We start from the raw sequence: 26,810 nt of genomic DNA, 5'->3' as shown, positions 1-26,810 counted from the left end.
CCCGGGAGGAGAGGACGCATGCTGCGTATCGCGCTGATCGGCGCCACGGGGGCCGTGGGCCGCGAGTGCCTGGCCCTGCTCGATGCGGGCGCCGTGCCGCTGGCCGAGGTGGTGCCGGTCGCATCCGCGCGGAGCGCGGGCACCGACCTGGCGGCGGAGCTGGACCTGTCGCTGCCGCTTGCCCCGCTGACGCCCCTGGAGGAGTGGGACCGGACCGGGGCGGACGTGGCCCTGCTGTGCGCGGGAGCAGAGATCAGCAGACGGGAGGGGGAACGCCTGGCGGCGGCCGGTGCGCTGGTGGTCGACAACAGCTCGGCCTTCCGGATGCGGCCCGACGTGCCGCTGGTCGTACCGCAGGTGAACCCCGGGGCCCTCGCGGAGCGCCCCGGCAGCGGGCTGGTCGCCAACCCCAACTGCTCCACCATCCAGCTGGTGCGCGCCCTGCAGCCGCTGCACAAACTGGCCGGACTGGACGACGTGGTCGTCGCCACCTACCAGGCGGCGTCCGGCGGCGGCCTGCGCGGCCTCGCAGAGCTCGGCGAGGCGTCCGCGCGGATGCTGTCGGACGTCGGCGCCCCGGCGGAGCCGCCGGGGCGGTTCGGGCAGCCGCTCGCCTTCAACCTGGTGCCCGAGATAGGGCTGCCGGACGAGACCGGCTTCGCACACGAGGAGCGCAAGCTCGCCTGCGAACCCCGGAAGATCCTCGGGCTCCCGGAGCTGCGGATCACCGCCACGGCGGTGCGGGTGCCCGTCTTCCACTGCCACTGTGAGGCGGTCCGGATCCGGGTGCGCAGACCGGTGACCGCGGCGCAGGTGGAGGATGCGCTGGCCGCGACGCCGGGCATCCGGCTCTACCGGCGCACGGACGCGGTGCCCTATCCGATGCCCCGGTTCGCCGCGGCCCGGACCGAGGACCGGGCGCTGGTCCACGTCGGCCGGGTGCGGGTCGAGCCCGACGACCCCCACGGCGTGTGGCTGTGGGTGGTGGCCGACAACCTGTGGGTGGGGGCGGCGTCCAACGCGGTCGAGATCGTGGAACTCGCCGTGAAACACGGGTGGCTGGGGTGAGGGCGGACACCTCGCCGCTGGTGCTCAAGTTCGGCGGGTCGTCCTTCGCCGACCTGGAGGGCTATCCGCGGGTCGCCCGGCACGTGGCGCTGCGCGCGGCCGGGGGGCGGCCGGTGGTCGTCGTGGTCAGCGCGATGTCCGGCACCACCGGCAGGCTGCTGCACACGCTGGAGCAGATCGCCGAGGCCCCGCCGGACCGGACGGCCGCCATGCTGCTGACCACCGGCGAGACGGTGAGCGTCGCCCTGCTCGCCGCGGCGCTCGCCGCCGAGGGCGTGCCCGCGAGGCCGCTGGCCGTCGCCGAGACGGGGCTGCTGGCGGCGGGCCCCGCCGACCGGGCGGAGCTGGAGCGGGCCGGTGCGGGCCCGGTGCGGGCGGCCTTGGCGGAGTGCCCCGTCGTGGTGCTGCCCGGTGGGCAGGGCGTGGATGCGGCGGGGCGCGTGGTGATGCTGGGGCGCAATAGCTCGGACCTGTCGGCGGTGGCCGTGGCGGGGGCGCTGGGGGCGCCGGTGTGCGAGCTGTTCTCCGATGTGCCGGGGGTGTGCACCGCCGACCCGTTCCTGGTGCCGGACGCGCGGGTGCTGCCGCGCATCGGCTACGGCGGGGTGCGGCGGATGTCCCGGTACGGCGCGAAGGTGGTGCACGAGCGGGCCGTGGAATGGGCCGAGCGCACGGGCGTACGGCTGCACTGCCGTCCCTTCCCGCCGGACGGCCCCGGTACGGAGGTCGGCCCCGGGCCGGGCGCGGCCGCCGTGGTGACTCATACGCACGGCGAGGTCCGGCGCTTCGACGGACCCGGGCCGCGCGGGGCCGCGGCGGACCGGCTGGCGGCCGAGGGCCTGGAGAGCGTGGCCGTCGACGACGGCGGGGCGGCACTCCTCGTGGTGCCGGGCGGGGTGCGGGGCGCTCGCGCGATGCTGGGTGCGGGCCGGCACCTGGCGCACCTGCGTCTGCTGACGACGCTGCACGAGGACGGGCGGGCCGAGCCGGTGCTCGTGGAGCAGACCGCCTTGGCGGCCGAGGCCCGGCGGCGGCACGCGCTGCTCTACCCGGCAGGGGACGACCGGCCCGCGGCCCCGCGGGCCAAGACGCGCTCGGCACTCAGCGACCTGCTCGTCTCGGGCGCTTCCCATGGCCTCCCGGACCCGGATCCGCGAACGCCGGGCGGGCTGGAACCAGCCCGCCCGGCGTTCGCGGACGATGTGTCGCTCGGGGGCTCGCCCCGAGTTACAGCGAGGGGTACAGCGGGAACTTCTCCGCCAGGGCCGTGACCCGGGCGCGGAGCGACTCCACGTCGTAGGACGGCTTCAGCGCCTCGGCGATGATGTCCGCGACCTCGCGGAAGTCCTCCGCCTGGAAGCCGCGCGTGGCCAGCGCCGGCGTGCCGATCCGCAGGCCCGAGGTGACCATCGGGGGCCGCGGGTCGTTCGGGATCGCGTTGCGGTTGACCGTGATGCCCACCTCGTGGAGGCGGTCCTCGGCCTGCTGGCCGTCCAGCTCGGAGTTGCGCAGGTCCACCAGGACCAGGTGCACGTCCGTGCCGCCGGACAGGACGGAGACGCCGGCCTCGGTCACGTCCGGCTGCACCAGACGCTCGGCGAGGATCTTCGCGCCCTCGAGGGTGCGCTGCTGGCGCTCCTTGAACTCCTCGCTCGCGGCGACCTTGAAGGAGACCGCCTTGGCCGCGATGACGTGCTCCAGCGGGCCGCCCTGCTGCCCGGGGAAGACCGCCGAGTTGATCTTCTTGGCCAGCTCGGCCGTCGAGAGGATCACACCACCGCGCGGACCGCCCAGCGTCTTGTGCGTGGTGGTGGTGACGACGTGCGCGTACGGCACCGGCGAGGGGTGCAGCCCGGCGGCGACGAGGCCCGCGAAGTGGGCCATGTCGACCATCAGGTATGCGCCGACCTCGTCGGCGATCCGGCGGAAGGCCGCGAAGTCCAGCTGCCGCGGGTAGGCGGACCAGCCGGCGACGATCAGCTTCGGCCGGTGCTCCTTGGCGAGGCGCTCGACCTCCTCCATGTCGACCAGGTTGGTCTTCTCGTCGACGTGGTAGGCGACCACGTTGTAGAGCTTGCCGGAGAAGTTGATCTTCATGCCGTGGGTCAGGTGCCCGCCGTGGGCGAGGTTCAGACCCAGGATGGTGTCGCCGGGGTTGAGCAGCGCGAACATCGCGGCCGCGTTGGCCTGCGCGCCGGAGTGCGGCTGGACGTTGGCGTGCTCGGCACCGAAGAGCGCCTTGATCCGGTCGATCGCGATCTGCTCGACGACGTCGACGTGCTCGCAGCCGCCGTAGTAGCGGCGGCCCGGGTAGCCCTCGGCGTACTTGTTGGTGAGGACCGAGCCCTGGGCCTCCATGACCGCGACCGGAGCGAAGTTCTCCGAGGCGATCATCTCGAGGGTGGACTGCTGGCGGTGGAGTTCGGCGTCGACTGCGGCGGCGACGTCGGGGTCGAGCTCATGGAGGGGGCTGTTCAGCAAAGACATGAGTTCTTCCTGGACTTCCTGGGGAGGGGCGGGGTCAGCCTGCGGTGAAGGCCGTGTAGTCGTCGGCCGACAGCAGGTCGTCCGGCTCGTCCGTGATCTTCACCTTGAACAGCCAGCCGCCCTCGAAGGGGGCGGTGTTCACCAGCGCGGGGTCGTCCACGACGTCCTGGTTGGCCTCGACGACCTCGCCCGTCACCGGGGCGAAGAGGTCGCTGACCGACTTGGTCGACTCCAGCTCGCCACAGGACTCGCCCGCGGTGACGGTGTCGCCGACCGCGGGGAGCTGGGCGTAGACCACGTCACCGAGGGAGTTCGCGGCGAACTCGGTGATCCCGACCGTCGCCACACCGTTCTCGTCGGCGGCCGACAGCCACTCGTGCTCCTTGCTGAAGCGCAGCTGCTGGGGGTTGCTCATGGCTAGATTCTCCTGTACGCGCGGTGGTGCTAGTGCAACGGGTCTTGACGGGTGAGATGAGGGGTGATCAGCGCTCGCGCTTGTAGAACGGCAGGGCGACGACCTCGTACGGCTCATGAGTGCCGCGAATGTCCACGCATACCCCTTCCGTCCCCGGCGCGGCGTGTGCCGCGTCGACGTAGGCGATCGCAATCGGCTTGCCGAGGGTGGGGGAGGGAGCGCCCGAGGTGACCTCGCCGACGACCTCGCCCCCGGCGGTGACCGCGAATCCGGCCCGCGGCACCCGGCGGCCCTGGGCGATCAGCCCGACCAGCTTGCGCGGCGGCGCGCTCGCGGCCCGCTCGGCAGCGGCCTGCAGCGCCGCCCGGCCCACGAAGTCGCCCTCCTTGTCGAACTTCACGACCCGGCCCAGCCCCGCGTCGAACGGCGTGGTGGCGGTGGTCAGCTCGTGCCCGTACAGCGGCATGCCCGCCTCCAGGCGCAGCGTGTCGCGGCAGGAGAGCCCGCACGGCACGAGCCCGGCCTCGGCGCCCGCCTCGGTCAGTGCCTGCCAGAGCTTCTCCGCGTCGCCGGGCGCGACGAACAGCTCGAAGCCGTCCTCGCCGGTGTAACCCGTGCGGGCGATGAGCGCGGAGACGCCTGCGACGGTGCCGGGCAGCCCCGCGTAGTACTTGAGGCCGTCCAGGTCGGCGTCGGTGACGGACTTGAGGATGCCGGGGGAGGCGGGGCCCTGGACGGCGATGAGCGCGTAGTTCTCGCGGTCGTCGCGGACGTCCGTCTCGAAGCCGGCCGCCCGCTCGGTGAGGGCGTCCAGCACCACCTGGGCGTTGGAGGCGTTGGCGACGACCATGAACTCCTGGTCGGCCAGGCGGTAGACGATCAGGTCGTCCAGGATGCCGCCCTCGGCGTTGCAGATCATGGTGTAGCGGGCGCGGCCGACCGCCAGCGCGGAGAGGTTGCCGACGAGGGCGTGGTCGAGCGCCCGGCCGGCCTGCGGGCCGGTGAGGGTGATCTCGCCCATGTGCGACAGGTCGAAGAGGCCGGCGCGGGTCCGCACGGCGACGTGCTCGTCGCGCTCGCTCCCATAGCGCAGCGGCATGTCCCAGCCCGCGAAGTCGGTCATGGTGGCGCCCAGCGCGCGGTGCAGCGCGTCGAGGGCCGTACGGCGGGGGGCTTCGGTCATGGTCAGGCTCCCGGGCATGAATCGCGTGGCTCGCGGAGGAGGACACGGGGGGACACGGCCTCCCCATCTGTCATCGGAACCTGAGAGGTTCACCGAGAGCCCTCGCCTGTCACGGGCGTCACGGCTTGCACCTTGGGTGGGACCGCACACGGCGGCCCGCTTTTCAGATCTGCCTCACCCGCGCGGTACGGGGCCTGAGAGATTCAAGGGAGGAACTTGCTCCTTCGGCGCCCAGCGGGACGGCATGCTGGGACTCTCCCGCGCGGATTCGAGCGGCCGGTATGCAGTTGGATGCGTGCTTGGCGCGCACATCATTGCACGTACGGGCGTACGACGGACTGCCAGGAGGCCCGTGAATTCGATTACCTTTCTTTTACATTCCGTGGGTAGGGGCAGTGAACGGACGGGGGAGGGACGGCGATCACGGTGCGTACGGACGTATACGCGGGCGTCAAGGGGGAGGGCGCGGCACCGCCCGCGGCGCCCGTCGGAGTGCTCGATCTGCGCGGCGGGCGCATACCGGCCACGCTGGTCTACCCGCCCGGCGATCTGCTCGTCGTCTCCGGACTGCCCGGCAGCGGCAAGTCCACACTCATCCGGCGCACGGTCGCGGCCCTGGACGCCCGCGGCCGGGTCGTCCACTGCGTCGACTCCCAGGACGCCCGGGAGCGCATCGAGCGCCGCACGCCCCCCTGGTTGCCGTACGCCGTCTACCGCCCGCTCGTGCGCCTCGCCCACTACGCCGCGCTGCGCCGCGCCCTGCGCTCGGACGCCGGCGTCGTCGTCCACGACTGCGGCCAGCGCGCGTGGGTGCGCCGCTGGCTCGCCCGCGACGCGCGCCGCCGCGGCGCGGAGGCACACATGCTGCTGCTCGCCGTCGGCCCGGACCTCGCCCGCGCCGGGCAGCGCTCGCGCGGGCGCGAGGTCTCCCCGCGCGCCTTCCGGCGGCACCGGCGGGCGATGGCCCGCCTGGTGGACGGGGTGACGAATGGACAGCTGCCCGACGGCACGGCCTCGGTGGCCGTCCTGGACCGCCGCGGCGCCGATGCGCTGCGCTTGATCGACTTCGGGTGACCCATGCCTCGGCTCCCGCGCCGCCCGGAGGGGCCCGCAGCCGTGCCGCATCTTCCCGGGGAACAACCCCCGGACCCCCGGCCGGGACTGCGGGCCGGCGAGGTCTCCCGAACCGTCATCGCAAGGAAAACTTCAGTAAGGTGCGGGTGCGGTGTTGACGAGACGGTGGTTGGACGACATGAGCATCCCCGAACAGTACGGCTGGACCCCGGAGCAGGGCGGAGCCACGGGCTGGCCCGCCAATGCCCTCGAAGAGGTGCTCGCCGCCTCCCTGGGCGTGCCGGACGCGGGGCCGCGCATCGTCGAGGCGCTCGGCCGCAGCCACGTCTGGATCCCGCTGCCCAAGGGCGGCGGCACCGACAGCGCCGACCTCGACCTGCCCACCGTGGAGCTCGGCGGCGCGGCCTACGTCCCGGTGTTCAGCTCCCAGGAGCAGTTCCTGCGCGTCATGGGCGATGCGATGTCCTTCGCCGTGGCGCCCGCCGTCGAGTTCGCCCGCGGACTGCCCCCGCAGGTCGGCATCGCCGTCAACCCCGAGGGCACGGTCACCGTCCCCCTGCCGCCGCCCGCCGTGGCCGCGCTCTGCCGCATGGGGCGCACCGCGCTCGACGGCGAGGCCTCCGGCGGCCGGGTGCGGCTCTTCGAGCCCGACTGGCAGGACGAGCCCACCGCCTTCCTGGCCGCCGCCGGCCTCGCGTTCGCGGGCGCGAGCGGCGTGCGTTCGGCCCGCCGGGCGCTCGCCAGCGTCGAGGGCGCGGACCCGGCGCTCTTCATCGGCGTCGAGCTCGACCTGCCCGACCCGCCCAGCCGCACCGCCGCCCTGGACGCCCTCGGCCGCGCGCTCGGCGAAGCGCCCGTGCCCTGGCCCGTCCAGCTGGTCCTCCTCGACGTCGCACAGGACCCGGTGGGCGACTGGATCCGCGAGCGCGTCCGCCCGTTCTACGACCGTGACCTGTGACAGCCGCGACAGCCCCCGTGGCCGCGGCCGCGCTCTCGTAAGCTGGTTGGATGACCGCACCGGGAGCCGCGATGCGCCCGGGTGCGTTGGCGAGTGCGGTGCAAAGACGGTCGAGAGAAGAGGCGGACCAGGTGAGCGCGGGCGCGGAGAGCGGCGTGGAGCAGGTGCTGCGCCAAGTGGCGCCCGGCCGGTACGACACCTATGAGGCGCTGCTGCACGCGGTCGCCGAGGGCCGGGTCTGGATGCTGCTGTGGCACGGACAGCCCGGCTCGCCCGACGCCCAGTACGGGAACATGGAAATTGACGGCCTGGGCTACGCCCCCTGTGTGACCTCCGCCCAGGAGCTCGCCGCCAGCGGCTGGAACCGGGCCCACGAGGTGGTCACCGGCCGGGCCGTCGCGGCCTCCCTCTACCCCGACCGCTGGGGCCTGTGGCTCAACCCGCACGCACCCGGCGGCGGCGTCGGCATCCCCTGGCTCGACCTGCGCCGGATCACCGCGGGCCTGGACCGGCTGCCCGCCGGACCGCTGCAGCTGAGCGAACCGGCCGTGGAGATTCCGCAGTTCTACGCCCTCCTCGGGCAGAACGCCCACCGCACCCCGGTCGTCCGGGCGCTGCGCCGGGCCTGGGTGCAGCCCGCGGTGGGCACGCCCTATCTGGCGATCGGTCTGGATCTGTACGACACGTCCCAAGTCGCCGTGGAATCGGTGCGCTTGATGATGCAGCAGTCGGTCGGCGTGGTGCCGGAGGGGCTGCCGGTGTCGACGGTGTCGATGTCCGACGACTACGACCCGGTCGCGATGTGGATGCGGGCCAACGCCAGGCCCTTCTTCGACCGCGACGCCTACGGCACCTCGCCCGCCCCGGCCGCGGGCTACGGCTACCCGCCGCAACAGGGCTGGCAGGCCGGGGCCTACTAACTCGTCACATGATCCTGTGAGTTGCCGCTCCGGTAACGGATCACAACTGTCCGTATAACGGAACCTCTCTGCGTACATCACGGTTGCGCATACATTGCGGGTGGGGGCTGGCGGGTGATCGCGGGAGCGTTGAAGACTCCCGCAGCAAGGACTTGGTCCTGCGTACGGCCTGCTCCGGCGTACGGCCTGCTCGGCGTGCACGTCCCGCTCCACACGCACTACCGCACCACTCGCACTATGCGCACCAGTGATGTGAACCAGTCGCGTTGAACGCGGTTGGGCGTTGGGCCGGTCAGCCGGCCGAGAGGGGTCCAGCAGACGATGACGGCTCCATTGCACGACACGGGCGCGGCCGAGACCGCAGCCGTCGATGTCGCCGCCGGCGTCCCGGCGAAGGCCATCGAAGGGCGTTCCCCCTGGCGCATTGCCTGGATACGGCTCAAACGCGACAAGGTGGCGCTCGCCGGTGGCGTCGTCGTCCTGCTGCTGATCCTCGTCGCGATCTTCGCGCCGCTCATCGTGAGCCTGCTCGGCCACCCGCCGAACGACTACCACGAGGATCAGATCGACGCCCTCTTCGGCACCCCCAAGGGGTCCTGGGGCGGCATGAATTCGGACTTCCTCTTCGGCGTCGAGCCGGTCAACGGCCGCGACGTTTTCAGCCGCGTCGTCTACGGCGCCCGGGTCTCGCTGCTGGTCGCCTTCCTGTCGGCCGTCGTGGCCGTGCTGATCGGCACCGTCGTCGGGATCGTCGCGGGCTACTTCGGCGGCTGGGTCGACGCGGTCATCAGCCGGATCATGGACCTGCTGCTGGCCTTCCCGCAGCTGCTGTTCATCATCGCCCTGGTCTCCGTGGTGCCCAATTCGCTGTGGGGACTGTCCGGTTCGGGCGTGCGCATGGCCGTGCTGATCGCGGTGATCGGCTTCTTCGGCTGGCCGTACGTGGGGCGCATCGTGCGCGGGCAGACGCTCTCGCTCAGGGAGCGCGAGTACGTCGAAGCGGCGCGCAGTCTGGGCGCAGGGCGCACATACATCCTCTTCCGCGAGCTGCTGCCCAACCTGGTGGCGCCGATCACCGTGTACGCCACGCTGATGATCCCCACCAATGTGCTCACCGAGGCCGCGCTGAGCTTCCTCGGTGCGGGCGTCAAGCCGCCGACCTCCTCCTGGGGGCAGATGCTCTCCAAGGCCGTCACGACCTACGAGTCCGACCCGACGTTCATGGTCATCCCGGGCCTCGCCATCTTCGTCACCGTGCTGGCGTTCAACCTCTTCGGCGACGGCGTACGGGACGCGCTGGATCCCAAGGGCTCTCGCTGAGTCCCGGGCCGCAGCCCTCTTCCGCTCCTTCCACCGCCCCTGTCGATCCGTCAGGAGGCCGTTTTCCCGCACCGCCGGCCCGTCCCCGGGCGGCGACGATCACGGAGGTCGCGACATCTTGACAACCCAAGGAACTTCGAGGCGCAGACTGGCCGCCGGGGCGGCCCTCGTGGTCGCGGCGCTGGTGTCCACCACCGCCTGCGGTGGCGGTGGCGGCAGCAAGGACAGTAAGGGCAGCGGCAAGGCGGCCGGCTTCAACGCGGCCGTGGGCAAGGTGGCGAGCGCCTCCGACAAGACGGGCGGCGAGCTGAAGTTCATCGGCACCCAGGACGCCGACTCGTGGGACCCACAGCGCGGTTACTACGGCTTCATGTGGGACTTCGCCCGCTACTACACCCGTACGCTCGTCACCCCCAAGCCCGCACCGGGCCCGGACAGCTCCACGGTCGTGGCGGACATGGCCACCGACACCGGCCAGATCTCGGCCGACAAGAAGACCTACACCTTCAAGCTGCGCGAAGGCCTGACGTGGGAGGACGGCCAGCCGGTCACCACCCAGCAGATCAAGTACGGCATCGAGCGCACCTGGGCCCAGGACAAGATCTCCGGCGGCCCCACCTGGCTGATGCAGGTCCTGGACCCGGGCAAGGAGTACAAGGGCCCGTACAAGGACGACAGCAAGGACAAGCTGGGCCTCAAGGCGATCGACACGCCGGACGAGAAGACCATCGTCTTCCACCTGCCCAAGCCCAACGGCGACTTCCTGCAGATGCTGGCCATGCCCGCGGCCGGGCCGGTGCGCCAGGACAAGGACACGGCGGAGAAGTACGGACTCAAGCCGTTCTCCAACGGCCCGTACAAATGGGTCTCCTACACCCCGAACAAGGGTCTGGAGCTCACCCGCAACGACAAGTGGAACAAGTCCTCCGACTCGATCCGCAAGGCCCTGCCGGACAAGATCACGGTCAAGCTCACCTCCAACGCCGACGACATGGACAACCGTCTGATTGCCGGCGACTACGACCTCGACCTGAACGCCACCGGCATGGGCTCGGCGGGCCGCCAGAAGGCGCTGCAGTCCGCCAAGGCCAACGTCGACAACCCGCAGACCGGCTTCATCCGCTACGCGGCGTTCCCCAAGTCGGTCGCGCCCTTCGACAACGAGCACTGCCGCAAGGCGGTCATCTACGGCGCCGACCACACCTCGCTGCAGACCGCCCGCGGCGGCCCCGAGGCGGGCGGTGACATCGGCACCAGCATGATGCCCCCGGCCATCAAGGGCTTCGACCCGGGCTACGACCCCTTCAACCTCAGGCAGGGCAAGCCCGACGAGGCCAAGGCCAAGGAGGAGCTCAACGCCTGCGGCAAGCCGACGGGCTTCAAGACCACCATCGCGGTGCGCAACAACAAGCCGCAGGAGGTCGCCACCGCCGAATCGCTGCAGGCGTCCCTGAAGAAGATCGGCATCGACGCCCAGATCGACCAGTACGACGGCGCCCAGTCCACCGGCATCGTCGGCGCTCCCAAGAACGTCAGGGCCAAGAACTACGGAATCATCATCTTCGGCTGGGGCTCCGACTTCCCCAGCGGCCAGGGCCTCCTCCAGCCGATCGCGGACGGCCGCTTCATCCTGGACAGCGGCAACAACAACTACCCCGAGATCAACGACCCCGAGATCAACAAGCTCTTCGACGAGGGCATCGCGGAGACGGACCCGGACAGGGCGGGGAAGATCTACCAGGAGGCCAACAAGAAGATCACCGAGGGCGCCTACTACCTGCCCTTCACCTTCGAGAAGAACATCATCTGGCGCAGCTCCCGGCTGACCAACGTCTACACGGCCGACTCCTACAACGGCCGCTACGACTACGCCTCGCTGGGTGTCGTCAAGTGACAGTCCGTCCGCTCCACCGGCGCACCCGCCGCTAGGCCCGAAGGGCAGGTGAGGGCCGCGCGCGGCGGCCCGGGGCCCCTCTTCGCCGAGGGGTCCCCGGGCCCGCCGCCGGGCCGAACGCAGTGTTCGCATACATCGTCAGGCGACTGTTCGCCGTCATCGTGATGCTGCTCGTCGTCACCCTGGTGACCTTCGGCATCTTCTTCGCGATCCCCAAGTTCACCGGCACCGACCCCGCGACGCTCTACGTCGGCAAACAGGCCGACCCGGCGACCATCGAGGGCATCCGGCAGAAGCTGGGGCTCGGCGACCCGATCCTCGTGCAGTTCTGGGATTTCGTCCACGGAATCTTCGCCGGCCGCGACTACACCGGAGGCGGGACCAGCGACCACTGCCCTGCGCCGTGTTTCGGCTACTCCTTCCGCACCGAGCAGGCCATCTGGCCGGAGCTCATGGACCGGCTGCCCGTGACGCTCTCCCTCGCCGGGGGCGCGTGCGTGCTGTGGGTGCTGGGCGGCGTGGCCACCGGCGTGGTCTCCGCCCTCAAGCGCGGCAGCCTGCTGGACCGCACGGCCATGACCGCCGCCCTGAGCGGCGTCTCGCTGCCGATCTACTTCACCGGCCTGGTCTCGCTCGCGATCTTCCACTACTGGCTCAACTGGACCGACGGCGAATACGTCGACTTCGCGGACGATCCCGGGGGGTGGTTCGGCGGACTGATCCTGCCGTGGGTCACGCTCGCCTTCCTCTACGCCGCGATGTACGCCCGCCTCACCCGCGCCACCATGCTGGAGATCCTCGGCGAGGACTACATCCGCACCGCCCGCGCCAAGGGCCTGCGGGAACCGGTCGTCATCGGCAAGCACGCCATGCGCTCCACCATGACGCCCATCCTCACCATCCTCGGCATGGACCTCGGCGCCCTGGTGGGCGGCGCGATCCTCACCGAGAGCACCTTCAACCTGCCCGGCCTCGGCGCCGCGGCCGTCAAGGCGATCGGCGACCGGGACCTGCCGCTGATCCTCGGCGTCACGCTCATCACCTCCGCCGCCGTCATCATCGCCAACCTCGTCGTGGACCTCCTCTACGCCGTGATCGACCCCCGAGTGAGGCTCTCGTGACCACTGCATCCGTCCCGGAGGACACCCCCGGACCCCCCGCGACGAAGAGCGGCGCCGTCGGCGAGCCCGTCGGCGGGGACGCCACGACCCCCACCGCCTACCTCGACGTACGCGACCTGCGGATCCACTTCCCCACCGACGACGGCCTGGTGAAGTCCGTCGACGGGCTCAGCTTCCGGCTGGAGAAGGGCCGGACCCTCGGCATCGTCGGCGAGTCCGGCTCCGGCAAGTCGGTGACGTCGCTGGGCATCATGGGCCTGCACACCGTCGGCCAGTACGGCCGCCGCAAGGCCCGCATCAGCGGCGAGATCTGGTTCAACGGCAAGGAGCTGATGAGCGCGGACCCCGACGAGGTGCGCCGGATGCGCGGTCGCGAGATGGCGATGATCTTCCAGGATCCGCTGTCGGCCATGCACCCGTACTTCACCGTGGGCGCCCAGATCATCGAGGCCTACCGGGTCCACCACGCCGTGGACAAGAAGACCGCCCGCAAGCGCGCCGTGGAACTGCTGGACCGGGTCGGCATCCCGCAGCCGGACCGCCGGGTCGACGACTACCCGCACCAGTTCTCCGGCGGCATGCGCCAGCGCGCGATGATCGCGATGGCGCTGGTCAACAACCCCGAGCTGCTGATCGCCGACGAGCCGACGACCGCCCTGGACGTGACCGTCCAGGCGCAGATCCTGGACCTGATCCGCGATCTCCAGCAGGAGTTCGGCTCGGCCGTCATCATCATCACCCACGACCTGGGCGTGGTCGCCGAGCTGGCCGACGACATCCTCGTGATGTACGGCGGCCGGTGCGTCGAGCGCGGCCCGGCGGAGCAGGTCTTCCACGCGCCCCAGCACCCCTACACCTGGGGCCTGCTGGGCTCAATGCCGCGCATCGACCGCGAGCAGACCGAGCGGCTGATCCCGGTCAAGGGCTCCCCGCCCAGCCTCATCAACGTGCCCTCGGGCTGTGCCTTCAACCCGCGCTGCCCCTACGCCGACGTGCCCAAGGGCGGCGTCACCCGCACCCACCGGCCCGAGCTGGCACCGGTCGCGGGCGAGGAGGGCGGCCGGCACCACTCCGCCTGCCACCTGTCGCAGGAGGAGCGGACCCGCATCTGGACCGAAGAGATTGCGCCGAAGCTGTGAAGGACCAACAGATGACGATCCCCGAGCAGCCGGCGCCGTCCGACGAGGTCGTGCCCCTGCTGAAGGTGGCGGGCCTGGTCAAGCACTTCCCGATCACCAAGGGGCTGCTGCGCCGCCAGGTCGGCGCGGTCCAGGCGGTGGACGGCCTCACCTTCGACGTCCGCCCGGGGGAGACGCTGGGCGTGGTGGGGGAGTCCGGCTGCGGCAAGTCGACCATGGGGCGGCTGATCACCCGGCTGCTCGAACCGACCGCGGGGACGATCGAGTTCGAGGGCAAGGACATCACCCACCTCGGCGTGGCCGGGATGCGGCCGATCCGGCGCGACGTACAGATGATCTTCCAGGACCCGTACTCCTCGCTGAACCCCCGGCACACCGTCGGCACCATCGTCGGCGCGCCCTTCAAGCTCCAGGGCATCACGCCCGAGGGCGGGGTGAAGAAGGAGGTGCAGCGGCTGCTGGGGCTCGTGGGCCTGAACCCCGAGCACTACAACCGCTATCCGCACGAGTTCTCCGGCGGCCAGCGCCAGCGCATCGGCATCGCCCGCGCGCTGGCGCTCAAGCCGAAGCTGGTGGTCGCCGACGAACCGGTCTCCGCGCTGGACGTCTCGATCCAGGCCCAGGTGGTCAACCTGCTGGACGACCTCCAGGATGAGCTCGGGCTCACCTACGTGATCATCGCCCACGACCTGTCGGTCATCCGGCACGTCTCGGACCGGATCGCGGTCATGTACCTGGGCAAGGTGGTCGAGCTGACCGACCGCACGTCCCTGTACGCGACGCCCATGCACCCCTACACCAAGGCGCTGCTGTCCGCCGTCCCGGTGCCGGACCCAGGGCGCCGGAAGCGAGGAGCGGCTTCCGGCGGCAGCGGGGGAAGGATCCTGCTCAAGGGCGACGTGCCCTCGCCGATCGCCCCGCCGTCCGGCTGCCGCTTCCACACCCGGTGCTGGAAGGCGACCGAGGTGTGCAGGCAGCAGGAGCCGCCGCTGCAGGCGCTGCGCACCGGCCACCAAGTGGCCTGCCACCACCCGGAGAACGCCCCGGCGTAATCGGTGACCGGGCTGATGTGCATGACAAATTGATAAAGGCGTGTGCATGACGAGGCGGGAGGGTGCAGAGTCGGCGGATCCGACGTACGGCGATCCGCGTGTTCGAAGGGACGGCTCATGGCACTCTCCCGCTCGGTCCTGCACCGCTCATTACGGCCCGGCCACAGACTTCTGGCCCTCGCCACGGCGGCGGCCTCCGCCTGGGTGATCTCCGCGGCCCCGGCCTCCTCCGCCCCCCGGCCCGGGGCACCCGGCATCGGCGACTCCTACTTCCCGGAGCTCGGCAACGGCGGTTTCGACGTCCGCCACTACGACCTCGACGTCGGCTACGCCCCCGGCACCGGCCGCCTGGACGGCAAGGCCACGCTCACCGCCCTGGCCACCCAGAGCCTCTCCTCCTTCGACCTCGACCTCCAGCAGCTCGCGGTCGCCTCGGTCGAGGTGGACGGCAGGCGCGCCGCCTTCAGCCGCAGCGGCGACGAACTGAAGATCACCCCCGCCCGCGCCCTGCGCAAGGGCCGCACCTTCAGCGTCACCGTCACCTACGGCGGCATACCCCAGCCGCTCGGCGGCCCCATCATCTTCGGCTCCAAGTACGGCTGGATGAAGACCAAGGACGGCGTCTTCGTCGCCTGCGAACCCAACGCGGCCTCCACCTGGTTCCCCTCCAGCGACCACCCCGCCGACAAAGCGACCTACGACATCCGCATCAAGGCCCCCAAGGGCCTCACCGCCGTCTCCAACGGCCGGCTGATCTCCACCCGCGACCGCGGGGACAGCACCGTCACCCACTGGCGGGAGTCGCGGCCCATGGCCACCTACCTCGCCACCGCCACCATCGGGAAGTTCACCGTCAAACAGGGCAGGACCCCCGGCGGCATCCCCATCTACGTCGCCACCGACCCCACCCTGCCGACGACCAAGCTCGACGTCTACGCGGTGACCGCCGAAGCCACCGACTACTGGTCGAAGCTGTTCGGGCCGTACCCCTTCGAGGAGACCGGCGCGATCGTCGACGACATGCCGGAGGCCGGCTTCTCGCTGGAGACGCAGAGCAAGCCGATCTACTCCGCCGTCCGCGACGAGACGACCGTCGTGCACGAGCTCGCCCACCAGTGGTTCGGCGACTCCGTCTCCGTCCACCGGTGGAAGGACATCTGGCTCAACGAGGGCTTCGCCAGCTACGCCCAGTGGCTGTGGGACGAGCACAAGGGCCGCCGCAGCGCCCACCAGTCCTTCCTCGACGCCTACAACGGCCGCAAGGCCGACGACTCCTTCTGGAAGATCGACGTCGCCGACCCGCAGCGCGACACCATGTTCTCGCGGCCGGTCTACACGCGCGGCGCGATGGTCCTGCAGATGCTGCGCGAGTGCATCGGCGACCCGGCCTTCTTCAAGCTGCTCCCGCTGTGGACCGCACAGCACCGGTACGGCAACGCCTCCACCGACCAGTTCGTCCGGCTCGCCGAGAAGGTCTCCGGGCAGGACCTCCACGGACTCTTCGCCACCTGGCTCTCGACGCCGAAGAAGCCAGACCTGCCGTAACCAGAAGCCGGACCTGCCGTAACCACCGGTACGCGTGTTTCCGCTGATGTCGGAGGCACCACCCGTGACGAGTAAGAATGTCGCGTGCTCACCGATCTGTTCAGCCCCACCGTCCAGCACTCGCTCGACCTCGCCGGGATCTTCGTCTTCGCGATCTCGGGCGCGCTCCTCGCCGTGCGCAAGAACTTCGACGTCTTCGGCATGGCAGTGCTCGCAGAGGTCACGGCGCTGGGCGGCGGGCTGTTCCGGGATCTGATCATCGGGGCCGTGCCGCCCGCCGCCTTCACCGACCTCGGGTACTTCGTGACCCCGCTGGTCGCCACCCTGATCGTCTTCTTCCTCCACCCGGAGGTGGAGCGGATCACGAAGGCGGTGGGCGTCTTCGACGCCGCCGGACTCGGCCTGTTCTGCGTCGCCGGCACGGTGAAGGCCTACGCCTACGGGCTCGGCCTCACCTTCGCGGCCACGCTGGGCCTGGCCACCGCGGTCGGCGGCGGCGTCCTGCGCGACATACTCGCCCACGAGGTGCCCTCGCTGCTGCGCTGGGACCGCGACCTCTACGCGGTTCCCGCCATGGTGGGGTCCACCATGGCCGCCCTGCTGATTCGTTTCGGCACTCTCAACGCCAGCACCAGCGTGCTCCCCGTCATGACGGCCTTCGTGCTGCGGCTGCTCGCCATGCACTACCACTGGCGCGCACCGCGCGCCTGGCACCGCCGCAGCGCCGCCTCCGAGGAAGCCCAGGCCTGAGCCGGGTACCGGCCGGAGCCCCAGCTCGTAGAATCGTGCCCACCATGGCCTACCTCGACCACGCCGCCACCACTCCGATGCTCCCGGAGGCGGTGCAGGCGATGACCGCCCAGCTCGCCCTCGCGGGAAACGCCTCCTCGCTGCACGCAGCCGGGCGCCGGGCCCGCCGCACCGTCGAGGAGGCGCGCGAGTCGCTCGCCGCCTCGCTCGGGGCGCGCCCCAGCGAAGTGGTGTTCACCGCGGGCGGCACCGAAGCCGACAACCTCGCCGTCAAGGGCCTGTACTGGGCGCGCCGGGCCGCCGATCCGGCCCGGACGCGCGTCCTGGCCAGCCCCGTCGAGCACCACGCGGTCCTCGACGCGGTCGACTGGCTCGCCACCCACGAGGGCGCGACGGTGGAGTACCTGCCCGTCGACTCCCACGGGCGCGTGCACCCGGACGCGCTGCGCGAGGCGATAGCCCGCAACCCCGACGACGTGGCCCTGGCCACCGTGATGTGGGCGAACAACGAGATCGGCACGGTCATGCCGGTCGGCGAACTGGCCGCGGTGGCCGCGGAATTCGACGTTCCGCTGCACGCCGACGCGGTGCAGGCCGTGGGCCAGCTCGACGTGGACTTCGCCGCCTCGGGGCTGGCGGCCATGACCGTCAGCGGCCACAAGATCGGCGGCCCGTACGGCATCGGCGCCCTGCTGCTGGGCCGCCAGTACGCGCCCGTACCGCTGCTCCACGGCGGCGGCCAGGAGCGGCACGTGCGCTCCGGGACGCTGGACGTGCCGGCCATCGCCGCCTTCGCGGTCGCGGGCGTGCTGGCCGCGGAGCGGCGCGAGGACTTCGCACGCGAGGTGGGGGCGCTGCGGGACGCGCTGGTCGAGGGCGTCCGGACGGCCGTACCGGACGCGGTCCTGGGCGGCGACCCGAACCCGGCGGGCCGGCTGCCCGCGAACGCGCACTTCTCCTTCCCGGGCTGCGAGGGCGACTCGCTCCTGCTGCTGCTGGACGCGCAGGGCATCGAGTGCTCGACGGGTTCCGCCTGCACGGCGGGGGTGGCGCAGCCCAGCCATGTCGTCCTGGCCACGGGGACGGATCGGGATTTGGCGCGGGGGACGCTGCGGTTCTCTTTGGGGCACACTTCGACGCGGGCCGATGTCGATGCTTTGCTCGGGGCGATCGGGCCGGTGGTGGAACGGGCCCGGAGCGCGGGGCTGAGCTAGGGCTGAAATCAGCCCGTCCGGCGTGTGAGGACCGGGGTCCGGGGCGGAGCCCCGGGAAACGGAGAAAGGGCGGGACCGGGGCCTCCATCCCCCTACCCGTACCCTGGAGAAGCTATGACTGACTTCCCGGGTGCCCCCGACCTCACAGCCCCCCGCAAGGGGCTCCGCGTACTCGCCGCCATGTCCGGCGGCGTGGACTCCGCCGTCGCCGCAGCGCGAGCCGCCGAGGCCGGCCACGACGTGACCGGCGTGCACCTCGCGCTGTCCGCGAACCCCCAGTCCTTCCGCACCGGCGCCCGCGGCTGCTGCACCATCGAGGACTCCCGCGACGCCCGGCGCGCAGCCGACGTCATCGGCATCCCCTTCTACTGCTGGGACCTCGCCGAGCGCTTCCGCGAGGACGTCGTCGACGACTTCGTCGCCGAGTACGAGGCGGGCCGCACCCCCAACCCCTGCCTGCGCTGCAACGAGAAGATCAAGTTCGCGGCGCTGCTGGACAAGGCGCTCGCGCTGGGCTTCGACGCGGTCTGCACCGGCCACTACGCGACGGTCGTGGTGAACGAGGACGGCACCCGCGAGATGCACCGGGCCAGCGACATGGCCAAGGACCAGAGCTACGTCCTCGGCGTCCTGGACGAGAAGCAGCTCGCTCACGCGATGTTCCCCCTGGGCGACACGATCACCACCAAGGACGAGATCCGCGCCGAGGCCGAGCGCCGGGGCCTGGCCGTGGCCAAGAAGCCCGACAGCCACGACATCTGCTTCATCGCCGACGGCGACACCCAGGGCTTCCTGGCCAAGCGCCTGGGCAAGGCGGAGGGCGACATCGTCGACGAGTCGGGCCACAAGCTCGGCACCCACGAGGGCGCGTACGGCTTCACCATCGGCCAGCGCAAGGGCCTGCGCATCGGCCACCCGGCCCCCGACGGCAAGCCGCGCTACGTCCTGGACATCTCGCCGGTGAACAACACGGTGACGGTGGGCCCCGTCGAGTCCCTCGACGTCTCGGCGCTGACGGCGATCAAGCCGCGCTGGTGCGGAGCGGCGCCGCAGGGCCCGGGCACGTACACGGCCCAGCTGCGCGCGCACGGCGGCGAAACCGCGGTGACGGCGGAGCTGGTCGACGGCGAGCTGCGGGTGTCCTTCGCGGAGCCGGTGCGCGGCGTGGCGCCGGGCCAGGCGATCGTGCTGTACGACGGCACGCGGGTGGTCGGCTCGGCGACGATCGCGGCCACGGAGCGGGCCGGGGCCGAGGCGGCCCGGTAGGCACGCCCTAGGGCTCGACCGTGACCGGTGAGGCGCAGGGGAAGACGGCCCGCACCCGGAATCCGTCAGCGGTCGGCTCCGCCAGGAGCTCTCCGCCCAGCTGGTCGGCCCGCTCGCGCAGGCCCGTCAGGCCGTGCCCGCCGGACGGCAGGGCCCGGTCCGCAGGCACCCGGTCGGCACGCCCGTTGCGGATCTCGACCCGGAGCGCGGGCAGGCCGCGCCACTCGTCGCCGTCCACGCTCACGCTGACCGGCGCACCGGGCGCGTGCTTGCGCGCATTGGTCAGCGCCTCCTGGACCGTGCGGTAGGCGGCCTCCTCGACCCCCGTCGGCCACTGCCGGGAACAGGCCGCCGCCAGGCCGGCGTCCGTGCTCACGTCGAGGCCGCTGCCCGCGATCAGGGCGGGCAGCGCGCCCAGCCGCGGCCCGGCCGCCGTGTTGCCGGGAACGGAGCGCAGTACACGCACGAGCCCGCGCAGTTCCTCCATAGCGGTGACGCCCATGCCACGGATCAGCGAGGCCGTCTCGCGCGCCGCGGGCTCCTGCGCCGTACGCTCCAGCGCTCCGGCCTGCACGGTCATCAGGCTGACCTGGTACGAGACCACGTCGTGCATCTCCCGGGCCATACGGGCACGTTCGGCGACGACCGCGCGCTCGGCGATGAACTCGGCCTCGCGCTGGTGTGCCGCGGACAACTGGACGATGTGCTCGGCCAGTTCGCGCCGCGCCCGGCTCAGCTGGCCGGCTGCGGTGGGCCCCGCACACATCAGCGCGGAGGAGACGACCCCGAAGAGGAAGCCGTCCGGGGGAGGCAAGGTGCCGGTGGCCGAGGGCCACCACGGGCCCAGTGCGGTGACGAAGAACGCCAGGGCCCAGCCGTACACCGCCCGGCGGCTCTCCAGGCTCCGTGCCACCTGGAACAGCGCGATCATGGGCGCGATGAGCAGGTGTCCGGCGAAGGTGACGGGCAGCGCCGCCACCAGGACGGGCACGGGCCGGCGGCGCCGGAAGAAGAGGGCGAGCACCGCCACGCCGTAGAGGACGATCTCCGTCGTGCCGATCAGCGGGCGCATGGCCAGGACTTCGACCGCCGCCACCGGGATGACGGCGGCGTCCCGCACGCGGGGCGGAAGGGTCATGTGAGCCGGGTGGGGGCGGTGGCCGGGGTGTGCTCCGGTTCGAGGCCGACCAGCCCGAAGTGGTGGGCGAGGACCGCGGCCTGGACGCGGTTGGCCGCACCCAGCTTGGTGAGGATGGCGCTGACGTGGTCCTTGGCGGTGGCCACGCTCAGCAGCAGTGCGCGGCCGATCTCGGCGTTGGACCTGCCCTGCGCGAGGAGGGTCAGCACGTCGCGTTCCCGGTCGGTGAGGGAGGCGAGCCGCGCGTCCGGCATGCCGCGGCCGCCGTCGCGCAGGTAGCCGTCGACCACGCTGTCGGCCACGCTGGGGGAGAGCACCGTGCCGCCGGATGCCAGGATCCGTACCGCGCTGGCCAGTTCGTCCGGCACGGTGTCCTTGACGAGGAAGCCGGAGGCTCCGGCGCGCAGGGCCGCGGAGATGTCCTCGTCGGCGGAGAAGGTCGTCAGCATCGCCACCACAGGCGGCTCGGTCAGGGCGAGCAGCGAGGTGAGGACCGAGATGCCGTCCGTGTCGGGCATGTGGATGTCCAGCAGGACGACGTCGGGACGGTGCAGGGTCGCCATCTCCACGGCCTGCCGGCCCTCGCAGACGACCGGCACCTCGATGTCCGGCTCCGACGCCAGGATGCTTCGCATCCCCGCGCGCAGCAATTTCTCGTCGTCAACGAGCATGACGCGGATCACGAGTATCACTCCTGGGCAGATTCCGGCCAAAAATATACAACTCCCCGACCACCCCCGCCGACCGGCGGAAAGAAACCGACAGTTGGCGGATGGGCCGGGCCGGGCCGGAATTGGCAGCATGTGCGGAGGGGGTTGGTCCGCATGACCGCGGAAACGCCGAAACGCCGGAGGCGAGCCGGGGGCTGTACGGATCGGGGGATCGTACAGAGGGCTCGTCTCCGGCGTTCGCGGCCGGTCGGGTGCTCAGCCGGTGGTGCGCGTCACCTGGGTGATCTCGCACTTGACGCCCTTGGTCGAGGCGCCCGCCTTGGGGGTGTAGGGGGCCGCGATGTCGAGGGTGTCCATGCGGCCGGGGCGGACGTAGGGGAGTGACGGCTCCTGCGTGGCCACGGGGGTGCCGTCGGGGGCCGTGAACTTCACGGTGACGTTGTAGGTGTAGGTCATGGTCGCGCTGGTGTCGGTGGCGGTCAGTGTGGCCGTGATGCCCCGCTTGTCGGTGTATGCACAGTCCGAGATGTCGACATCCTTTTTGGGGTCGCGGGCGTCGTCCGCGCTGTTCGCGCTCTCAGTGGTGGGTGAGGCGCTGGAGCCTGAAGAGGCCTGACCGCCCGGATCGCCGCTGCAGCCGATTCCGCCCGCTCCGGTGAGGGCGAGGATGGCGAACCCGGAGACGGCGGCGGGACGGATATGGCGAAGCTTCACGGTGACTGCTCTCGTTTGCATGGCTTGAAATAGCGCCTGTGTCGGCACCATTGACGAGTCCGCGTCACCGTAGACAAGGATGTCGTATACAGCCATACCGCCGGTAACACTGTGACGGAGTCGCGACCCAACAGAGCCCTAACCCTGATCCGAGGTGGCTGAAACCGCCCCATAGCGCCGGGCGTACACAGCCGGCTCACAGGTGGGGCCCACCGCCCGCCTGTCGTACCCCCGGCGTACCGTGGGCTGCATGAACATCACCGTCTTCTGCTCCGCCGCCGACCTCGACGACCGCTACACCGCACCCGCCCGGGAGTTCGCCGCGCTCATCGGCAAGGGCGGGCACACGATGGTGTGGGGCGGTTCCGAGTCCGGGCTGATGAAGGTCATGGCCGACGGGGTGCAGGAGCACGGCGGGCGGCTCGTGGGGGTTTCGGTGGAATTCCTCGCCGCCAAGGCCCGTAAGGACGCCGACGAGATGGTCGTGGCCAAGGACCTCGCCGAGCGCAAGGCGCAGCTGCTGGCGCGCGGTGACGCGGTCGTCGTGATGGTCGGCGGCACGGGCACGCTGGACGAGGCGACCGAGATCCTGGAGCTGAAGAAGCACGGGCTGCACGGCAAGCCCGTGGTGCTGCTGAACACGGCGGGGTTCTACGACGGGCTCAAGCTGCAGTTCCAGCGCATGGAAGCCGAGGGCTTCCTGCCGCTTCCCCTCGCCGACCTGGTGTTTTTCGCGGAGGACGGAGTGGGTGCGATGGCGTACCTGGAGGAGTCCGCCGGGGTCCGATAGGGCAAGCTGACGGCATGGCAACACATCTGATCACCGGAGCGGGCTCGGGCATCGGAGAGGCGGTCGCCCGGCGGCTGCTGGAGCGCGGGGACGAGCTGTACCTCCTCGCGCGCGACGCGGGGCGGGCGAAGGAGCTCGCCGAGCGGTTCCCCGGCGCCCGTACGCTCGTCGCCGACCTCGCCAACCCCGACCGGCTCTCCTGGGCGCTCAGCCACCAGTCGCTGCCCGAGCGCATCGACTCGCTGCTGCACATCGCGGGCGTAGCCGACCTCGGTCCGGTCGGCGAGCTGACCACCAAGACCTGGAACCGCACGCTGGCCGTGAACCTGGTCGCGCCGGCCGAGCTGACGCGGCTGGTGCTTCCGCAGCTGCGGGTCTCCAAGGGGCAGGTCGTCTTCGTCAACTCCGGCTCGGGGCTGAACGCCAACGCCGACTGGGCCGCCTACGCGGCCAGCAAGCACGGCCTCAAGGCGCTCGCCGACTCCCTGCGGGCCGAGGAGCACGCGGCCGGCGTGCGGGTGACGAGCGTCTACCCGGGCCGCACCGCCACCGCCATGCAGGAGAAGGTGCACCGGCAGGAGGGCAAGGAGTACCAGCCGGAGAAGTGGATCGACCCCGCCTCGGTGGCGGCGACCGTGCTGCTCGCGATCGACCTGCCGCGGGACGCGGAGATCCACGACCTGACCGTCCGGCCGGGGTCGGCGGCGGGGCGCTGACTCACCCGTCTCGTACTCTTCCCGGGTGAGTGAGAAGAGCACAAGCAGTTGGGGCGCCGGGGCCGCGACCGGCGTCGGGTCGATGCCGGGGACGGACGCACGGGAGGCTGCCAAGACGGTCACCGGATCGCTGGAGGCGCTGCCGTACCTGCCGGAGCTGCCCGCCCGGGGGCCCGGCGCCGACATGATCGGCCGGACCGCCGGAATGCTGGTGGAGGTCTTCGCCCACGTCGAGCCCAGCGGCTGGCGCATCAGCGACCGGCCCGGGCGCGACACCAAGCGGGCCCGCTCGTGGCTGGGCGAGGACCTGGACGCCCTGGAGGAGTTCACCCAGGGCTACGAGGGCGCGCTGAAGGTGTCGGCCGTCGGCCCCTGGACCCTCGCCGCGGCGCTGGAGCTGCGCGGCGGCGAGGCGGCGCTCGGCGATGCCGGGGCCTGCCGGGACCTCGCGGCCTCCCTCGCCGAGGGGCTGCGGGCCCATCTGGCCGACGTGCGCCGGCGGGTGCCGGGCGCCCGGGTCGTCCTCCAGCTCGACGAGCCGTCGCTGCCCGCGGTGCTGCGCGGGCAGGTCCGTACGGCCAGCGGCTACCGCACGTACCGGGCCGTGGACCGGGCCGTCGTCGAGGGTGCGCTGCGCGATCTGGTGACGGCCGCGCGCGGGGCGACGGACGAGCCGGTGGTCGTGCACTCGTGCGCCCCCGGCGTGCCGTTCGCGCTGCTGAGGCGCGCGGGGGTCACAGGGGTGTCGTTCGATTTCTCGTTGCTCACCGAGCGTGAGGACGATGCGATCGGTGAGGCGGTCGAGGCGGGCACCACGCTGTTCACGGGCGTGGTGCCCGGCACGGACGGCCCGTTGTCAGACCCTGCCGGTAGCGTCATGGGTGTCAGGACGCTGTGGCGCAGGCTGGGGCTGTCGCCGGGGATTCTCGCCGAGTCCGTGGTGGTCACCCCGTCGTGCGGGCTCGCGGGCGCTTCGCCCGCATATGCCCGCGCGGCTCTCGCCCACTGCGTCCGGGCGGCGAAATCACTCGCAGACAACCCTGAGTGACGGCGCTCATGGATCAACGGGAGGACGAGACGGTGGCTGTCGAACGGCGTGACAAGAGGCTCGAAGCGCTCGCGGCACAGTCCGGCGTGCCCGCACCGGCGCGGGAGAAGCACGCGCTGCTGGCCGAGCAGATCGAGGAGCACCGCTTCCGCTATTACGTGAAGGACGCCCCGGTCGTCAGCGACGCCGAGTTCGACAAGCTGCTGCGCGAGCTGGAGGCGCTGGAGGAGCAGCACCCCGAGCTGCGCACGCCGGAGTCGCCCACCCAGAAGGTCGCCGGCGCCTACGAGGCAGCGTTTACGGTGTTCTCGGCCGTCGAGCACCGCGAGCGCATGCTCTCGCTCGACAACGCCTTCGACGACGCGGAGCTGGCCGCCTGGGCCGACCGCATCGCCAAGGAGGTCGGCGAGGGCGCGGAGTACCGCTTTTTGTGCGAGCTCAAGGTCGACGGCCTCGCGGTCAACCTCACCTACGAGCACGGCCGCCTCACCCGCGCCGCCACCCGCGGCGACGGCCGCACCGGCGAGGACATCACGCCCAACGTCCGCACCATCGAGGAGATCCCCCAGTACCTCCGGGGAGACCGCATCCCGCCCCTGGTCGAGGTGCGCGGCGAGGTCTACTTCCCGATGGAGAAGTTCGAGGAGCTCAACGCCCGTCTGGTGGAGGCCGGCAAGCCGCCCTTCGCCAACCCGCGCAACGCGGCGGCCGGTTCCCTGCGGCAGAAGGACCCGAAGGTCACCGCCACCCGCCCGCTGCACATGGTGGTGCACGGCATCGGTGCCCGCGAGGGCTTCGACATCGACTGCCAGTCGCACGCCTACGGACTGCTGAGCGAGTGGGGCCTGCCCACGGCCGCGCACGCCGAGGTCGTCGACTCGCTCGCGGGGGTGCGCAAGTTCATCGCGCACTACGGCGACCCCGAGGTGCGGCACTCGATGGAGCACGAGATCGACGGCGTGGTCGTCAAGGTCGACGAGATCCCCCTCCAGGGCCGTCTCGGCTCCACCTCGCGCGCCCCGCGCTGGGCGATCGCCTGGAAGTACCCGCCGGAGGAGGTCAACACCAAGCTGGTCGACATCCGGGTCGGCGTCGGCCGCACCGGCCGGGTGACGCCGTTCGCGGTGGTCGAGCCGGTCACGGTCGCGGGCTCGGAGGTCGAGTTCGCCACCCTGCACAACCAGGACGTCGTCAAGGCCAAGGGCGTGCTCATCGGCGACACCATCGTGCTGCGCAAGGCCGGGGACGTCATCCCCGAGATCCTGGGCCCCGTGGTCGACCTGCGGGACGGCACCGAGCGGGAGTTCGTGATGCCCGCCGAGTGCCCCGAGTGCGCGACGGCACTGCGCCCGATGAAGGAGGGCGATGTGGACCTCCGGTGCCCCAACGCCCGCTCCTGCCCCGCCCAGCTGCGCGAGCGCCTCTTCTATCTGGCCGGCCGCAAGAGCCTGGACATCGAGAACTTCGGCTACGTCGCCGCCGCCGCGCTCACCCGGCCGCTGGAGCCGGCCGAGCCGCCGCTGCGCGACGAGAGCGATCTGTTCGACCTGACGATCGAACAATTGCTCCCCATCAAGTCCTACGTTCTGGACCCGGACTCCGGTCTGCCCAAGCACGACCCCAAAACGGGTGAACCCAAGGTCGTCACTTTCTTCGCCAACCAGAAGGGTGAACCGAAGAAGAACGCCCTCGCCATGCTGGCGAACATCGAGGCGGCCAAGCAGCGCCCGCTCTCCCGCTTCCTCACCGGCCTCTCCATCCGGCACGTCGGCCCGGTCGCGGCCGAGGCGCTGGCCAGGGAGTTCCGCTCGCTGGACCGGATCGAGGAGGCGGGCGAGGAGGAGCTGGCGGCCGTCGAGGGGGTCGGCGACATCATCGCGGCCTCGGTCAAGGAGTGGTTCGCCGAGGACTGGCACCGCGAGATCGTGCGGAAGTGGAAGGCCGCCGGCGTCCGCATGGAGGAAGAGGTCGGCGAGGACGAAGGGCCGCGTCCGCTGGCCGGACTGACCGTCGTCGTCACCGGCACGCTCGCGAGTTACACCCGGGACGGCGCCAAGGAGGCGCTGCAGAGCCGGGGAGCGAAGGTGACCGGTTCGGTATCGAAGAAGACCGACTTCGTAGTGGTGGGCGACAACCCCGGTTCCAAGTTCGACAAAGCGATGCAGTTGAAGGTCCCCGTGCTCGAAGAGAACGGCTTTGCCGTACTGCTCGAGCAAGGCCCCGAGGCGGCGCGCGGGGCGGCCGTGCCCCAGGAGGCCACCCCGGCGGAGTAATGGGCGCATAGGCAGTGGGCATTACCCCTACAGCGCGTACCAGATGGCTACAGA

Annotated in this window: 24 protein-coding genes and 1 riboswitch; of the genes, 18 read left to right on the top strand and 6 right to left on the bottom strand. The window is 71.4% G+C overall.

All coding sequences use genetic code 11. The features are described from left to right. Positions 1–18 precede the first annotated feature (18 nt). Both FHS39_RS00895 and FHS39_RS00890 read left to right on the top strand, forming a co-directional pair. Positions 19–1,068 (top strand): aspartate-semialdehyde dehydrogenase, encoded by a 1,050-nt coding sequence (locus FHS39_RS00895; RefSeq protein ID WP_184345811.1) that lies wholly within the window; start codon positions 19–21, stop codon positions 1,066–1,068. After that, positions 1,065–2,339, top strand: coding sequence for an amino acid kinase family protein (locus FHS39_RS00890; RefSeq protein ID WP_184345810.1), 1,275 nt, complete (start codon positions 1,065–1,067; stop codon positions 2,337–2,339). The genes FHS39_RS00895 and FHS39_RS00890 overlap by 4 nt, the downstream gene beginning before the upstream one ends. Here FHS39_RS00890 and glyA read toward each other — a convergent pair. The 3 genes from glyA to gcvT form a co-directional block, all read right to left on the bottom strand. Then, positions 2,296–3,555: a serine hydroxymethyltransferase gene (gene glyA, locus FHS39_RS00885; RefSeq protein WP_184345809.1), complete on the bottom strand. Its 1,260-nt coding sequence runs from the start codon at positions 3,553–3,555 to the stop codon at positions 2,296–2,298. The genes FHS39_RS00890 and glyA overlap by 44 nt on opposite strands. Positions 3,556–3,589: 34 nt before the next feature. Next, entirely contained in the window at positions 3,590–3,970 is a 381-nt protein-coding gene (gcvH, locus tag FHS39_RS00880; protein ID WP_184345808.1) for a glycine cleavage system protein GcvH, read from the bottom strand. Between the two features lie 67 nt (positions 3,971–4,037). After that, positions 4,038–5,153: a glycine cleavage system aminomethyltransferase GcvT gene (gene gcvT, locus FHS39_RS00875; protein WP_184345807.1), complete on the bottom strand. Its 1,116-nt coding sequence runs from the start codon at positions 5,151–5,153 to the stop codon at positions 4,038–4,040. A gap of 173 nt (positions 5,154–5,326) precedes the next feature. Next, positions 5,327–5,424: riboswitch (glycine riboswitch) on the bottom strand. A 155-nt stretch (positions 5,425–5,579) separates the two neighbouring features. Between gcvT and FHS39_RS00870 the strand changes: the two genes are divergently transcribed. The 12 genes from FHS39_RS00870 (at position 5,580) to mnmA (ending at position 19,406) form a co-directional block, all read left to right on the top strand. Continuing rightward, positions 5,580–6,227, top strand: a complete 648-nt coding sequence (locus FHS39_RS00870) for an AAA family ATPase (RefSeq protein ID WP_343069284.1) — start codon at positions 5,580–5,582, stop codon at positions 6,225–6,227. 178 nt (positions 6,228–6,405) lie between these two features. Beyond that, entirely contained in the window at positions 6,406–7,185 is a 780-nt protein-coding gene (locus FHS39_RS00865; RefSeq protein ID WP_184345806.1) for an enhanced serine sensitivity protein SseB, read from the top strand. A gap of 164 nt (positions 7,186–7,349) precedes the next feature. Continuing rightward, complete coding sequence (locus FHS39_RS00860) at positions 7,350–8,105, top strand: enhanced serine sensitivity protein SseB C-terminal domain-containing protein (RefSeq protein ID WP_343069365.1); 756 nt, start codon at positions 7,350–7,352, stop codon at positions 8,103–8,105. A gap of 321 nt (positions 8,106–8,426) precedes the next feature. Then, positions 8,427–9,425 carry an ABC transporter permease gene (locus tag FHS39_RS00855; RefSeq protein ID WP_045933281.1) on the top strand — a complete coding sequence of 333 codons (999 nt, stop codon included), beginning with the start codon at positions 8,427–8,429 and terminating at the stop codon, positions 9,423–9,425. A 118-nt stretch (positions 9,426–9,543) separates the two neighbouring features. Beyond that, on the top strand, positions 9,544–11,319 hold the full coding sequence (locus FHS39_RS00850) for an ABC transporter substrate-binding protein (RefSeq protein ID WP_184345805.1): 1,776 nt from the start codon (positions 9,544–9,546) through the stop codon (positions 11,317–11,319). Positions 11,320–11,441: 122 nt separating this feature from the next. Continuing rightward, a complete protein-coding gene (locus FHS39_RS00845; protein ID WP_045933283.1) occupies positions 11,442–12,440 on the top strand; it encodes an ABC transporter permease in 999 nt (332 codons plus the stop codon). Then, positions 12,437–13,579, top strand: a complete 1,143-nt coding sequence (locus FHS39_RS00840; RefSeq protein WP_184345804.1) for an oligopeptide/dipeptide ABC transporter ATP-binding protein — start codon at positions 12,437–12,439, stop codon at positions 13,577–13,579. The genes FHS39_RS00845 and FHS39_RS00840 overlap by 4 nt, the downstream gene beginning before the upstream one ends. A gap of 11 nt (positions 13,580–13,590) precedes the next feature. Next, on the top strand, positions 13,591–14,631 hold the full coding sequence (locus FHS39_RS00835; RefSeq protein ID WP_184345803.1) for an ABC transporter ATP-binding protein: 1,041 nt from the start codon (positions 13,591–13,593) through the stop codon (positions 14,629–14,631). A gap of 117 nt (positions 14,632–14,748) precedes the next feature. Then, positions 14,749–16,176 (top strand): M1 family metallopeptidase, encoded by a 1,428-nt coding sequence (locus tag FHS39_RS00830; RefSeq protein WP_184345802.1) that lies wholly within the window; start codon positions 14,749–14,751, stop codon positions 16,174–16,176. 84 nt (positions 16,177–16,260) lie between these two features. Beyond that, positions 16,261–16,926, top strand: a complete 666-nt coding sequence (locus FHS39_RS00825; RefSeq protein ID WP_045933287.1) for a trimeric intracellular cation channel family protein — start codon at positions 16,261–16,263, stop codon at positions 16,924–16,926. A gap of 44 nt (positions 16,927–16,970) precedes the next feature. Beyond that, on the top strand, positions 16,971–18,140 hold the full coding sequence (locus tag FHS39_RS00820) for a cysteine desulfurase family protein (protein ID WP_045933288.1): 1,170 nt from the start codon (positions 16,971–16,973) through the stop codon (positions 18,138–18,140). Positions 18,141–18,254: 114 nt separating this feature from the next. Next, a complete protein-coding gene (gene mnmA, locus FHS39_RS00815; protein ID WP_184345801.1) occupies positions 18,255–19,406 on the top strand; it encodes a tRNA 2-thiouridine(34) synthase MnmA in 1,152 nt (383 codons plus the stop codon). 7 nt (positions 19,407–19,413) lie between these two features. Here the strand turns inward: mnmA and FHS39_RS00810 are convergent, their stop codons facing one another. From FHS39_RS00810 to FHS39_RS00800, 3 genes are all read right to left on the bottom strand, one after another. Next, entirely contained in the window at positions 19,414–20,544 is a 1,131-nt protein-coding gene (locus FHS39_RS00810; RefSeq protein ID WP_184345800.1) for a sensor histidine kinase, read from the bottom strand. Then, entirely contained in the window at positions 20,541–21,227 is a 687-nt protein-coding gene (locus FHS39_RS00805) for a response regulator (RefSeq protein ID WP_184345799.1), read from the bottom strand. The genes FHS39_RS00810 and FHS39_RS00805 overlap by 4 nt, the downstream gene beginning before the upstream one ends. Positions 21,228–21,470: 243 nt before the next feature. Continuing rightward, positions 21,471–21,929, bottom strand: a complete 459-nt coding sequence (locus FHS39_RS00800) for a hypothetical protein (RefSeq protein WP_184345798.1) — start codon at positions 21,927–21,929, stop codon at positions 21,471–21,473. A gap of 250 nt (positions 21,930–22,179) precedes the next feature. On the opposite strand from FHS39_RS00800, the gene FHS39_RS00795 reads away from it, so the two are divergent. The 4 genes from FHS39_RS00795 to ligA are packed head-to-tail and all read left to right on the top strand — an operon-like array spanning position 22,180 to position 26,756. Next, the gene (locus FHS39_RS00795; RefSeq protein WP_184345797.1) at positions 22,180–22,719 is read left to right on the top strand and encodes an LOG family protein; all 540 of its coding nucleotides are present in this window, start codon (positions 22,180–22,182) and stop codon (positions 22,717–22,719) included. A gap of 14 nt (positions 22,720–22,733) precedes the next feature. Continuing rightward, positions 22,734–23,435, top strand: coding sequence for an SDR family oxidoreductase (locus FHS39_RS00790; protein WP_184345796.1), 702 nt, complete (start codon positions 22,734–22,736; stop codon positions 23,433–23,435). A 25-nt stretch (positions 23,436–23,460) separates the two neighbouring features. Then, positions 23,461–24,483, top strand: a complete 1,023-nt coding sequence (locus FHS39_RS00785; RefSeq protein ID WP_184345795.1) for a uroporphyrinogen decarboxylase/cobalamine-independent methonine synthase family protein — start codon at positions 23,461–23,463, stop codon at positions 24,481–24,483. Positions 24,484–24,491: 8 nt separating this feature from the next. Further along, positions 24,492–26,756 (top strand): NAD-dependent DNA ligase LigA, encoded by a 2,265-nt coding sequence (ligA, locus tag FHS39_RS00780; protein WP_184345794.1) that lies wholly within the window; start codon positions 24,492–24,494, stop codon positions 26,754–26,756. Positions 26,757–26,810 lie beyond the last annotated feature (54 nt).

This window comes from Streptomyces olivoverticillatus (assembly GCF_014203555.1).
GTDB lineage: Bacteria > Actinomycetota > Actinomycetes > Streptomycetales > Streptomycetaceae > Streptomyces > Streptomyces olivoverticillatus.
Note: the sequence above shows the minus strand (reverse complement) of the source record. Positions and strands in the feature narration are given on the sequence as shown.

Bases quoted from the DNA above. Each gene is read 5' to 3' on its own strand.
- FHS39_RS00835 (WP_184345803.1), top strand. From the start codon at position 13,591: ATGACGATCCCCGAGCAGCCGGCGCCGTCCGACGAGGTCGTGCCCCTG.
- FHS39_RS00865 (WP_184345806.1), top strand. From the start codon at position 6,406: ATGAGCATCCCCGAACAGTACGGCTGGACCCCGGAGCAGGGCGGAGCC.
- gcvT (WP_184345807.1), bottom strand. From the start codon at position 5,153: ATGACCGAAGCCCCCCGCCGTACGGCCCTCGACGCGCTGCACCGCGCG.
- FHS39_RS00810 (WP_184345800.1), bottom strand. From the start codon at position 20,544: ATGACCCTTCCGCCCCGCGTGCGGGACGCCGCCGTCATCCCGGTGGCG.
- FHS39_RS00830 (WP_184345802.1), top strand. From the start codon at position 14,749: ATGGCACTCTCCCGCTCGGTCCTGCACCGCTCATTACGGCCCGGCCAC.
- FHS39_RS00795 (WP_184345797.1), top strand. From the start codon at position 22,180: ATGAACATCACCGTCTTCTGCTCCGCCGCCGACCTCGACGACCGCTAC.
- ligA (WP_184345794.1), top strand. From the start codon at position 24,492: ATGGATCAACGGGAGGACGAGACGGTGGCTGTCGAACGGCGTGACAAG.
- FHS39_RS00820 (WP_045933288.1), top strand. From the start codon at position 16,971: ATGGCCTACCTCGACCACGCCGCCACCACTCCGATGCTCCCGGAGGCG.
- glyA (WP_184345809.1), bottom strand. From the start codon at position 3,555: ATGTCTTTGCTGAACAGCCCCCTCCATGAGCTCGACCCCGACGTCGCC.
- FHS39_RS00790 (WP_184345796.1), top strand. From the start codon at position 22,734: ATGGCAACACATCTGATCACCGGAGCGGGCTCGGGCATCGGAGAGGCG.
- mnmA (WP_184345801.1), top strand. From the start codon at position 18,255: ATGACTGACTTCCCGGGTGCCCCCGACCTCACAGCCCCCCGCAAGGGG.
- gcvH (WP_184345808.1), bottom strand. From the start codon at position 3,970: ATGAGCAACCCCCAGCAGCTGCGCTTCAGCAAGGAGCACGAGTGGCTG.
- FHS39_RS00855 (WP_045933281.1), top strand. From the start codon at position 8,427: ATGACGGCTCCATTGCACGACACGGGCGCGGCCGAGACCGCAGCCGTC.
- FHS39_RS00895 (WP_184345811.1), top strand. From the start codon at position 19: ATGCTGCGTATCGCGCTGATCGGCGCCACGGGGGCCGTGGGCCGCGAG.